We start from the raw sequence: 10,644 nt of genomic DNA, 5'->3' as shown, positions 1-10,644 counted from the left end.
GGCGAGTTACTTTTCTTTGCTCGCGCAAAGAAAAGGTAACCAAAAGAAAGCGCGCCCTGCCTTGCGCCCTCCGCGCTGCGCGCTCCGGGTCCGCGGATGCACCGGGGATTCGCGGAAGGGGCATCCTGCCCCTGCCGCGAACGGCGTACATCCATGTACGCCGCCCTTCGGGTTTTTCCCCGGTCCATCCGCCGCTGCGGAAGGGAACCCGGTAAGTCAAAAGCCAGAGCAACAACCAGAGCAACAGCAACAACTGCCAAAGCGACGGCAACTGCAAAGGCAACGGCAGCTGCCAAGGCGACAGCCACAGCAAACCGCGCCTTGATCATGTTGCCGTTCGGCGACCGCACGTCATGCGCCATGCGGCATAGCGTGCGTGTGCGCCCGTGCTCAATGCCGGCAACGCCGCCGGTGCCGGCGCCAGTTCCACAGATGCGCACTGGCCAACGCCAGGCTGCCGCACACCGTCATCGCGGTCTCGCTGGCCTCGTCGGGAATGCCGAAGGCGCCGGCCAGCAGACCGAGCAGGCCCAGCGCCGCCAGCGTCCACAGCGGCCAGGGCAGCGCGTCGCGCCGGTGCCCGCGCCACAGTGCCAGCCCCGCCAACGGCGCGGCGATCGCCACGAACACCACGTGCACCCACTCGGCCTCGGCCCAGACGCCGAACAACGGCAGCGCCGCGGCCAGCAACGGCAACGCCAGGCAGTGCAGCAGGCACAGCCCGGACAACACCATCGCCGAGGCGTCGAAGAAGGATTGCGGCAGGGATTTCATGACGTCCACTCCAATGCATCAAGTGTTATATAGTAACATTTCCAGCCCGCCACGCCTCCGCGCCGATGCCCGCCATGTCCAACGCTGCCGTTTCCGATCGCCGCCTCCCTGTCACCGTGCTGTCCGGCTTCCTTGGCGCCGGCAAGACCACCTTGCTCAACCGCGTGCTGCACAACCGCGATGGGCGCCGGGTGGCGGTGATCGTCAACGACATGAGCGAGGTCAACATCGACGCGGCGCTGATCCGCGACGGCGGTGCCGCGCTCAGCCGCACCGAAGAGACCCTGGTCGAGTTCAGCAACGGCTGCATCTGCTGCACCCTGCGCGACGATCTGCGCCAGGAGGTGCAGCGCCTGGCCGAGAGCGGCCGCTACGACTACCTGTTGATCGAATCCACGGGCATCTCCGAGCCCATGCCGGTGGCGGCGACCTTCGCCGTGCGCGATGCCGACGGTCGCGGCCTGGCCGACGTCGCGCGCTTGGACACCATGCTCACCGTGGTCGACGGGGTCAGCTTCCTGCGCGACTTCGGCTCGGCCGAGCGCTTGGCCGACCGCGGCCTGCAGGCCGGGGACGACGACGATCGCGGGCTGGTCAACCTGCTGGTGGAGCAGATCGAGTTCGCCGACGTGATCGTCATCAGCAAGGCCGACCTGGCCGATGCGGCCACCCTCGACCGTACCCGCGCGGTGCTGCGCGCGCTCAACCGCGATGCGCGCATCGTCGAGGCCAGCCGTGGCGACGTGCCGCTGGAGCTGGTGCTGGATACCGGCCGCTTCGACTTCGTGCGCGCGCAGCTGGCGCCGGGCTGGATGCAGGCGCTGCGCGGCGAGCACGCGCCGGAGACCGAGCAGTTCGGCATCGAAAGCTTCGTCTATCGCGCGCGCCGGCCGTTCCATCCGCTGCGCTTCGCGCGACTGGCGCAACGTGGCCTGCGCGACGTGATCCGCAGCAAGGGCTTCTTCTGGCTGGCCAGCCGCATGGACTGGGTCGGCGAACTGTCCATCGTCGGCGCAGCCACCCAGACCCAGGCCGCCGGCTTCTGGTACGCGGCGCGCGAGCGCGTGGACCGCGGCCTGCTGGACACGCCGCTGGCGCTGCCGCCATCGCCGCTGCCGTACACCGAGCTCGGCTGGCAGCGCCAGCAGACCGCGTGCTGGAATGCGCCGCCGCCGCAGGCCGAGGAGGTCGGCGATGCGCGCGAGTACGCGGCGCTGCGGGCGATGTGGCATCCGCTGTGGGGCGATCGCCGCCAGGAACTGGCGGTGATCGGCGTCGGCCTGGACGAGGCGCGGGTGCGTGCCGAACTCGATGCCTGCCTGCTCGACGATGCCGAACTGCGGCAGGGGCCGGTGGTGTGGCAGGGCTTGGAGGATCCGTTTCCGGTGTGGAGGCGTTGAGGGGCTGGGAGTCGGGAATCGGGATTGGGGAATCGTAAGAGCGGGGTGCGGGCGCTGAGGGTTCGTTGCCTGCGCCAGGGCGCCCCAGTGTGATTCCGGTGCCGTTGCCCGATGTGCGGCTGTCCGTCTCCAGCCTGGATGCGCTGAGGCGGGTGGGATGCGGACGTCGCGCGTCGATGCGCAGGAGCGCTGTAGGCTAGCCGCGCGCGCCCATCGCGATCAGGACGATCGCCGGTACCGCCAGCAGCAGGCCGAGGCGGTTCCAGCGGTTGGTGCGTTCGCCGAACACGGCGATGCCGAGCAGCGTGCCCAGGCCGATCACGCCCAGGTTCATCGCCGCGAACACGCTCGCCGGGCTGTCCGGCAGGGCCTGGTGCGCGCGTACGTAGAACAGGATGTTGCCGAAGTTGATCGCGCCCAGCAGCAGGCCGGCGCCGAGGTTGCGCCAGGCCAACGGCGCGGTGCCGCGCAGGTGGCGCCACAGTTGCACGCCCAGCAGCAGCACGAAGGCCAGCGCGAAGGCGACCAGCAGCGAGGCGGCGAACGGCGTGCCGGCCTGGGCGATGCGCTTGAGCAGCACGTCGATCGCGGCGAAGCCGACCCACACCAGCAGCAGCCACGGCGTGGTGCGTGCGGTGCTGTGCGCGGCCGCCTGCGGCCGCTGCACGATGCCGGCGATCGCCAGCAGGCCCAGCGCCAGGCCGGCCAGCTTGGCGCCGTTGGCGCGTTCGCCGAACCAGAGGAAGGCCGCCGCCAGCGACAGTAGCAGCGACAGCCGCTGCGCCGCGTCGGTGCGCACGATGCCGGCGTTGGCCACCGCGCGGCCCAGCACCAGGAACAGGCTCGGCAGCAACACGCCCAGCGCCAGCAGCGACACCCACGGCGTGTGCGCATCGCCCAGCGCGACCAGCGGCGGCTGCAGCAGGGCGGTGCACAGCAGCAGCGCCGCCAGGTAGTTCCAGGTCACCGCCTGGGCCAGGTCGATGCGCCGCTGCGGCGCCAGCTTCAGCAGCGCCGAGACCAGCACGCTGCACACCACACTCAACAGGACGAAGACCACACGCAGGATCCGGATCGGGAGGAAAAAGAACGCTGCGTGCACCGCTTCGGCATGTGGCCGCGACCCAGCCCCGGTATTATGACCGCATGACCTCTCCCGCTTTCCCCACCGCTTCCGGCGCACTGACGCTGCAAGGCCCCGCCGGCCCGATCGAGGCCGCGGTCGATCTGCCCGACGCCGACGTCGCCGCGCTGCCGGTCACCGCCATCGTCTGTCATCCGCTGTCCACCGAGGGCGGCAGCATGCACAACAAGGTGGTGACCATGGTCGCGCGCGCGCTGCGCGAGCTGGGCGTGCGCGTGGTGCGCTTCAACTTCCGCAGCGTCGGCGCGTCCGCCGGCAGCTTCGACCACGGCGACGGCGAGCAGCAGGACCTGGCCGCGGTGGCCGCCTGGGTGCGCGATCAGCGTCCGTACGACGCGCTGTGGCTGGCCGGTTTCAGCTTCGGCGCCTACGTCTCGCTGCGCGCCAGCGCCGCGTTGCAGCCGCAGGTGCTGATCTCGATCGCGCCGCCGGCCGGACGCTGGGATTTTTCCGGCATGGCGCCGCCGCCGCAGTGGCTGGTGATCCAGGGCGAGGCCGACGAGATCGTCGATCCGCAGGCCGTGTACGACTGGCTGGAGACCCTGGAGGCACAGCCGGAACTGGTGCGCATGCCCGACACCAGCCACTTCTTCCATCGCAAGCTGATCGACCTGCGCGGTGCCCTGCAGCACGCGGTCAAGGCCTGGCTGCCGGCGGCACAGGCGTGAGCGCGGCGGCATTGCCGTCGCAGCGCTACGCCGAGGGCGTGGCGCGCGGCGACTGGCGCGACGATCCGGCCCAGCACGCGGCGCTGGCCGAACTGGACCGCATCCATGCCGCGATCGTGGACGGCGACCAGGAGGGCTGGCTGGACCGGCTGTCGGCGTTCTGGAAAAAGCCCGAGCCGGTGCGCGGCCTGTATTTCTGGGGCGGGGTCGGCCGCGGCAAGACCTTCCTGGTCGATCTGTTCTACGACGGTCTGCCGATCGCGCGGAAGTACCGCACGCATTTCCACCGCTTCATGCGCGGCGTGCACGAGCGCCTGCGCGAACACGCCGGGCAGAGCGATCCGCTGGCGAAGATCGCGCAGGAGTGGCGCAGCCGGCTGCGCGTGCTGGTGCTGGACGAGTTCTTCGTCACCGACATCGGCGATGCGATGCTGCTGTCGCGCCTGCTCGAGCGCCTGTTCGCCGAGGGCGTGACCCTGGTTACCACCTCCAACACCGCGCCGCAGAACCTGTACCTCAACGGCCTGCAGCGCGAGAGCTTCCTGCCGGCGATCGGCCTGCTGCAGACCTATTGCGTGGAGCTGTACGCCGAGGGCACCGAGGATTACCGCATGCGCGCGCTGACCCGTTCGCCGGTGTACCGCGCGCCGCTGGCCGAGGACAGCGACGCCTGGCTGGGCGAGCGCTGGAGCGCGCTGACCGGCAATGCCGAGGCGCGCCGCGGCAACATCGAACTGGAAGGGCGCAAGATCCCGGTGCGCGCGCGCGGCAAGAGCATCGTCTGGTTCGATTTCGTCGCCTTGTGCGAAGGCCCGCGCGGTCCCAGCGACTACATCGAGATCGCGCACGAATTCACCACCGTGCTGCTCGGCGGCATCCCGCACTTCGACCGCATGAACGAGGACGCGGCGCGGCGCTTCGTCAACCTGATCGACGAACTGTACGACCGCCACGTCAACCTGGTCTGCACCGCGCAGGATCCGCCACCGCTGCTGTACACCGGCGAGCGCCTGGCCGGTGCGTTCGAGCGCACCGCCTCGCGCCTGATCGAGATGCAGAGCGCCGAGTACCTGGCTGCGGCGCACCGGGTCTGAGCGCAGAGCCGATGTCCGCGGCGCGCGCTCAGCGCACCGCGCCGGGCGCACACAGCCCGGCGGCGAAGCGCGGCATCAGGCCCGCGCCGGCGATCTCTTCCAGATAGGCGGCCGCCGGGCAACCGGCGCCGCCTGCGCTGTGCGCGCAGCGGGCGGGTCCGGACGCGCCGTCCTGCGGCAACTGCCGGTCCATGGCCTGGCGCTGCGCCGCCGACACGCCATCGCGAAAGGTCTCCTCGGCGTCGAGCAGATCGGCCGGGGTGAGCCGGTCGGTCGGCACGCCCGGGCACTGGCGACGGGTTTCGCGGGCCAGCGCGTCGGCGCCTGCACCGACCAGCACCGGGCCATCGGGCAGGGTGTTGGGCACGGCCTTGGGCGCCGCGGGGGCAGCGCCGAGCGCGGCCAGCAGCAGGAACGATGCGCGCATGCGGAAGCTCCTCGAGTTGCGCGCAGCGTCGTCCTGCGCCGCTGGCCGCGCGAGGGGAGGGCGGCGCCCGCTTCAGCGAGGAGTCGGCGGGGTAAAAATATCGCTTGCTATTAAATCGCGCACTATGTAATGTGGCGCCCATGGACCGCACTACTCCCCCCGACGCCACCGCCCTGCTGAAGCTGGACACCCAGCTGTGCTTCGCGCTGTATTCGGCCAACCTGGCCATGCACAAGCTCTACCGCGGGCTGCTGCGCGACCTCGGCCTGACCTATCCGCAGTACCTGGTGATGCTGGTGCTGTGGGAGCAGGACCAGCGCAGCGTCTCGGACATCGGCGAGAAGCTGTTCCTGGATTCGGCCACGCTGACCCCGTTGCTCAAGCGCCTGGAAGCGGTCGGCTTGCTGACCCGCAGTCGCGCCGCCGAGGACGAGCGCCGCGTGCTGATCGCGCTGACCGCCGACGGCCAGGCCCTGCGTGCGCGTGCGCAGGCGGTGCCGGAAGGCGTGCTGTGCGCGGTCGCCTGCGACCTGCAGCAGCTGACCCGGCTCAAGCACGACCTGGAAGAGGTGCGCGGCAAGCTGCAGGCCGCGGCCTGAGCGATTCCCTTCCCCGATCACCCAACCCCCTACACCCCTGGCGCCACGACGCCGCCCTCCAAGGAGAACCACCATGGCTTCACCGACCACCATCGCCTACACCGCCACTGCCACCGCCACCGGGGGCCGCGACGGCCGCGCCGCCACCCCGGACAAGGCGCTGGACGTCAAGCTGTCGACCCCGCGCGAGCTGGGCGGCGCCGGCGGCGACGGCACCAACCCGGAGCAGCTGTTCGCGGCCGGCTACTCGGCCTGCTTCATCGGCGCGCTGAAGTTCGTCGCCGGGCAGGAGAAGGTGGCGCTGCCGGCGGAGACGAGCATCGAGGGCCACGTCGGCATCGGTCAAATCCCGGGCGGCTTCGGCATCGCCGTGGAACTGCGCATCGCCGCGCCGGGCCTGGAGCGTGCGACGCTGGAATCGCTGGTGGAGAAGGCGCACCAGGTGTGCCCGTACTCCAACGCCACCCGCGGCAACATCGACGTCAAGCTGGTCGTGCTCGACTGAGCCAGCGCGATGTCCGGGCCGGCGCCTGCGCCGGTCCAGGGCGACACACCACGGGCGGCCACTGGCCGCCCGTTCGCGTTGTGGGCGCCGCGCGTGTTGCCACGCACATTGAGACCACCCCGTGGGGGTGCAATAGTGTGAGCTTGATCAAATCGAGCGCGCCATGCTCAGTTCCGCCTACAACGCCGAGACCGTCGCCGCCTTCCTGCAGGGCGCGCGCCGTCTGCTGGTGCTGACCGGTGCCGGCATGTCCGCCGAAAGCGGGGTGCCGACCTTCCGTGGCCAGGACGACAGCCTGTGGTCGCGCTTCGATCCCGAGCAACTGGCCACCGAGGACGCCTGGCGTGCCGACCCCGCCCTGGTCTGGGGCTGGTACCGCTGGCGCATGGCGATCGTGGCGCAGGCGCAACCACACGGCGGGCACCTGGCGCTGGCGCGCCTGGCCGAGGTCCGCCACACCACCCTGGTGACCCAGAACGTGGACGACCTGCACCAGCGCGCCGGCAGCGAGGTCGCCGCGCACGTGCACGGCCGCCTGTCGGCGCTGCGCTGCAGCGACTGCGGCCAGCCCTGGCGCGGGCTGCTGCCGCCGGTGGACGTGCATTCGCCCAGCCAGCGCCTGGCGCCGCCGGTGTGCGCGGCCTGCGGCGGCACGGTGCGCCCGGGCGTGGTGTGGTTCGGCGAGGCGCTGCCGGCGGCGGAGTGGGCGCGCGCGCAGAGCGCGGCCGACGCCGCCGACCTGGTGCTGGTGATCGGCAGTTCCGGCCTGGTCTATCCGGCCGCCAGCCTGCCGCTACAGGCCAAGGAGCGGGGCGCCTGCGTGGTCGAGATCAATCCCGAACCCAGCGCGCTGTCGGCACGCGCGGATCTGCACTGGCGCGACAGCGCCGCGGTGGCGCTGCCGTTGCTGCTGCAGCAGTGCATGGTGGCCTGAGCGCGTTTGCCGGCCACGGACGCCATGCGCGACGCTCAGTGCAGCGTGTGCAGGAACGCGTCCACCGCCGCGGTATAGGCCGAGGGCAGGCCCAGGTCGCGGTTGATCTCGGCGTGGCTGGCGTCCTGCGGCAGCACCTCGACGCGGATGCCGCGGCCGTTGGCCTTGGCGGCCAGATGGCGCGCCTGCGCGCAGGCATCGGCGCGGCGGCTGGAGCACACCGCTAGCAGCGGCGGCGCGCTCGCGCCCATCACGTGGTACGGCGAGGCGGCGATCCAGTCGCCGTGGTCGCTGCCGAAGGCGCGGTCGTACAGCGGCAGATGCCGCTGCTGCATCACCTGCTCCACGTCCATCGCCGCGCTGTCCAGCGCCACCGTGCCCAGCGGGCGGCGCGCCCCGGCCTGCGCCAGCAGGTCCGGCGACAGGTCCAGCAGGCTCACCAGGTGTGCACCGGCCGAGTGGCCCATCAACACCAGGCGCGCCGGGTCGGCGCCCCACTGCGGCGCGAGTTGCTGGATCCGCGCGACCGCGCGCGCCACGTCTTCTGCCTGCTCGAGCGGCGTGGCCTGCGGCAGCAGACGGTAGTTCACCGACACCAGCACGTGGCCCTGCGGCAGCCAGTGCGCGACCTTGTTGGCGGCCACGCCGGGGTTGTCCTTGTCGCCGTCGGCCCAGCCGCCGCCGTGCACCATCACGATCAGCGGCGCCTGGCGCGCGCCGGCCGGCAGGTACACGTCCATGCGCTGCGCCGGGTCCGGGCCGTAGGCGACGTCGCGCAGCACCTGCGCGCCGGCGGGCAAGGGCGCACGTGCGCCGTCGGCGCCGTCGCGCGTGGCCAGGCGCTGCAGCAGGCGGGCGCGCAGGCGCCCGTCCTGGGCGTGGACGGGGGCGGCGAGCAACGGCAGCAGCAGCACCAAGGCGAGCAGGCCGTGGGTGGGCGAGGGGCGGGACAGGTGCATGCGGATCACTCCATGAAGGACGGAGAGGAGGGGCGTGGCGCGACCGACGCGTACGTGCGTCGGCGCGCGCCGGGTTCATGCCGGACGCAGGTGCAGGACGGCGCACAGGCCGTGTGGGGCGATGGGCTGCAGCAGCAACTGGCCGCGATGCTGGCGTGCGACCCGCTCGACGATCGCCAGGCCCAATCCGCTGCCGCCGTGGCCGCCGTGCACGAACGGCTGCGGCGCGCGCGCGGCCAGCGCCGGGTCCAGGCCGGGGCCGTGGTCGCGCACCTCGATGCGCCAGCCATCGCCGCCGTCGCCGTGCAGGCGCAGCTGGAACGGCGCGGCGCCGTGCCGTTCGGCATTGCCGATGAGGTTGCCGAGCGCGCGCTGCAGCGCCAGCGGCCGCCCGTGCAGCGGCGCCTGCGCGGGCAGGACGGCCTCCCAGCCGGGCTGCGCCGCGCCCAGCGCCTGCCGGCAGAGGTCGACCAGATCCAGCGCTACGGCCGGTTCGTCGCGGCCGTCGCGGGCGTAGGCGATGAACTGCGCCAGGATCGCGTCGATCTCGCCGATGTCGCGCTCCATGCCCTCGCGCAGTTCCGGCTCCACCTGCGGCAGCAGCGCCAGCGAGTACTGCAGCCGGGTCAGCGGGGTGCGCAGGTCGTGGGAGATGCCGGCCAGCAGCAGCGCACGCTCGGCCGCGGCATGGCGCACGTCGGCGCTGGCCTCGGTGAGCGCCTGCGCCAGCGCGGCGACTTCGCGCGGACCGCCGGTGGCGATCGGTGCGGCCTGTTCGCCGCGGACCAGGTGTGGGGCGGCCTGCGCCAGTTGTCGCAGCGGCCGCACCAGGCGCCGCGCGACCAGCGCAGCGGCCAGCCAGACCAGCAGCGTGCAGCCAGCCAGCATCGCCACCGAGAACCGGCGCAGGCCGTGCCCGCGCGGCTGGCTGGAAAACGCCACCCACAGCGGGGTCGGCGTGGCCAGTTGCAGCCACAGGGTGCCGTCGGCGTCGCGGCGCAGCGCGCGCCCGGGGCCGAGCTGGTCGGCCGCGCGGCGTTGCATCGCGTCGGCCAACGGGCCGGCGGCGCTGGCGGTGGGCGGCGCGCTGCGCAGCTGCAGCCCGGCCTCGCGCAACGCCGGCGCCAGCGTCGCGGCGGCCGGCGAGCGCTGCAGCGCCTCGGCGACATTGGCGAAGCCGTGCAGCATGCGCAGTTGCTGCTGCGCCGCCGGCCGCAATGCCAGTTCGCGGCCGAGCAGCAGCGCCAGCAGGCCGGCGCCGGCCAGCACCAGCGCGATCACCAGCGCCAGTTGCCCGAACAGGCTGCGCGGCCAGCCGCTGGCGCGGGAGGCGGGCGCGCTCATGCCTGCGGCTCCGGCGGCACGTACACATAGCCCACGCCCCACACCGTCTGGATCAGCCGCGGCGTGCGCACGTCGTCCTCCAGCAGCTTGCGCAGCCGCGCGACGATCACGTCGATGCTGCGCCCCAGCGGCTCGTGTTCGCGGCCGTGCGCCAGGCTGGACAGGCGGTCGCGGCTCAGCGGCTGCTGCGGGTGCCGCAGCAGCACCGACAGCACCGCGAACTCGGCGGTGGTCAGCTTCAGCGGTTCGCCGTCGCGGCGCAGCTCGCGCCGGCCCAGATGCAGGCGGAAGCGGCCGAAGCCGATCTCGCCGCCCTCCGGTTGCGGCGCGCCGGCCCCGCCCGGGCAGGAACGCCGCAGCACCGCCCGGATCCGCGCCAGCAGTTCGCGCGGGTTGACCGGCTTGGGCAGGTAGTCGTCGGCGCCGATCTCCAGGCCGACGATGCGGTCGATCTCGTCGCCCTTGGCGGTCAGCATCACGATCGGGGTGGCGTCGCCCTGGCCGCGCAGGCGCCGGCAGATCTCCAGGCCGTTCTCGCCGGGCAGCATCAGGTCCAGCACCACCAGGTCGTAGTGGCCGCGCGCCAGCGCCTGCTGCAGTTGCACGCCGTCGGCCACCGCCTTGACCGCGAAGCCCTGGCTCTCCAGGTAGCGGCACAGCAGGGCGCGCAGGCGGTCGTCGTCGTCGACCAGCAGCAGGCGGGGAGCGGGCGCGGCATCGTCCATGGACGCCACTATCGGCTGCGCCGCGGCCCCGCGGCAACGGCCGCCGCGGCGCAACTGTAAGCGGATGTTTC

General features: G+C 72.3%; 13 protein-coding genes. 6 read left to right on the top strand and 7 right to left on the bottom strand.

What is annotated here, in order from left to right:
- Both PIQ37_RS19570 and PIQ37_RS19565 read right to left on the bottom strand, forming a co-directional pair.
- A partial coding sequence (locus tag PIQ37_RS19570) for a hypothetical protein (protein WP_342074743.1) occupies positions 1 to 362 on the bottom strand: 362 nt, incomplete at its 3' end.
- Between the two features lie 28 nt (positions 363 to 390).
- Positions 391 to 774 carry a MerC domain-containing protein gene (locus tag PIQ37_RS19565; RefSeq protein WP_048489181.1) on the bottom strand — a complete coding sequence of 128 codons (384 nt, stop codon included), beginning with the start codon at positions 772 to 774 and terminating at the stop codon, positions 391 to 393.
- Positions 775 to 848: 74 nt separating this feature from the next.
- On the opposite strand from PIQ37_RS19565, the gene PIQ37_RS19560 reads away from it, so the two are divergent.
- Entirely contained in the window at positions 849 to 2,174 is a 1,326-nt protein-coding gene (locus PIQ37_RS19560; protein WP_342074742.1) for a GTP-binding protein, read from the top strand.
- A 196-nt stretch (positions 2,175 to 2,370) separates the two neighbouring features.
- Here the strand turns inward: PIQ37_RS19560 and PIQ37_RS19555 are convergent, their stop codons facing one another.
- Complete coding sequence (locus PIQ37_RS19555; RefSeq protein ID WP_342074741.1) at positions 2,371 to 3,234, bottom strand: EamA family transporter; 864 nt, start codon at positions 3,232 to 3,234, stop codon at positions 2,371 to 2,373.
- An 86-nt stretch (positions 3,235 to 3,320) separates the two neighbouring features.
- Here PIQ37_RS19555 and PIQ37_RS19550 point away from each other — a divergent pair, with 86 nt between their 5' ends.
- The gene (locus PIQ37_RS19550; protein ID WP_342074740.1) at positions 3,321 to 3,986 is read left to right on the top strand and encodes an alpha/beta hydrolase; all 666 of its coding nucleotides are present in this window, start codon (positions 3,321 to 3,323) and stop codon (positions 3,984 to 3,986) included.
- A complete protein-coding gene (gene zapE, locus PIQ37_RS19545) occupies positions 3,983 to 5,080 on the top strand; it encodes a cell division protein ZapE (RefSeq protein WP_342074739.1) in 1,098 nt (365 codons plus the stop codon). Before PIQ37_RS19550 ends, zapE begins: the two co-directional genes overlap by 4 nt.
- A gap of 28 nt (positions 5,081 to 5,108) precedes the next feature.
- Here the strand turns inward: zapE and PIQ37_RS19540 are convergent, their stop codons facing one another.
- On the bottom strand, positions 5,109 to 5,507 hold the full coding sequence (locus tag PIQ37_RS19540) for a hypothetical protein (RefSeq protein WP_342074738.1): 399 nt from the start codon (positions 5,505 to 5,507) through the stop codon (positions 5,109 to 5,111).
- 140 nt (positions 5,508 to 5,647) lie between these two features.
- Here PIQ37_RS19540 and PIQ37_RS19535 point away from each other — a divergent pair, with 140 nt between their 5' ends.
- The 3 genes from PIQ37_RS19535 to PIQ37_RS19525 all read left to right on the top strand — a co-directional run bounded on the left by PIQ37_RS19535 (position 5,648) and on the right by PIQ37_RS19525 (position 7,545).
- Positions 5,648 to 6,106 carry a MarR family winged helix-turn-helix transcriptional regulator gene (locus PIQ37_RS19535; protein ID WP_342074737.1) on the top strand — a complete coding sequence of 153 codons (459 nt, stop codon included), beginning with the start codon at positions 5,648 to 5,650 and terminating at the stop codon, positions 6,104 to 6,106.
- A gap of 73 nt (positions 6,107 to 6,179) precedes the next feature.
- Positions 6,180 to 6,611 carry an organic hydroperoxide resistance protein gene (locus tag PIQ37_RS19530; RefSeq protein WP_017908249.1) on the top strand — a complete coding sequence of 144 codons (432 nt, stop codon included), beginning with the start codon at positions 6,180 to 6,182 and terminating at the stop codon, positions 6,609 to 6,611.
- 163 nt (positions 6,612 to 6,774) lie between these two features.
- Complete coding sequence (locus PIQ37_RS19525; protein ID WP_342074736.1) at positions 6,775 to 7,545, top strand: SIR2 family NAD-dependent protein deacylase; 771 nt, start codon at positions 6,775 to 6,777, stop codon at positions 7,543 to 7,545.
- A 35-nt stretch (positions 7,546 to 7,580) separates the two neighbouring features.
- On the opposite strand, the gene PIQ37_RS19520 is transcribed toward PIQ37_RS19525, so the two are convergent.
- The 3 genes from PIQ37_RS19520 to ompR all read right to left on the bottom strand — a co-directional run bounded on the left by PIQ37_RS19520 (position 7,581) and on the right by ompR (position 10,573).
- Positions 7,581 to 8,504 (bottom strand): alpha/beta hydrolase, encoded by a 924-nt coding sequence (locus tag PIQ37_RS19520; protein WP_342074735.1) that lies wholly within the window; start codon positions 8,502 to 8,504, stop codon positions 7,581 to 7,583.
- A 75-nt stretch (positions 8,505 to 8,579) separates the two neighbouring features.
- A complete protein-coding gene (locus tag PIQ37_RS19515; protein ID WP_342074734.1) occupies positions 8,580 to 9,848 on the bottom strand; it encodes an ATP-binding protein in 1,269 nt (422 codons plus the stop codon).
- Positions 9,845 to 10,573, bottom strand: a complete 729-nt coding sequence (gene ompR / locus PIQ37_RS19510; protein ID WP_342074733.1) for an osmolarity response regulator transcription factor OmpR — start codon at positions 10,571 to 10,573, stop codon at positions 9,845 to 9,847. The genes PIQ37_RS19515 and ompR overlap by 4 nt, the downstream gene beginning before the upstream one ends.
- Positions 10,574 to 10,644 lie beyond the last annotated feature (71 nt).

It is taken from the genome of Xanthomonas protegens, assembly GCF_038442435.1.
Classification (GTDB): domain Bacteria; phylum Pseudomonadota; class Gammaproteobacteria; order Xanthomonadales; family Xanthomonadaceae; genus Xanthomonas_A; species Xanthomonas_A sontii.
This window is presented reverse-complemented; position numbering and strand designations above follow the sequence as displayed.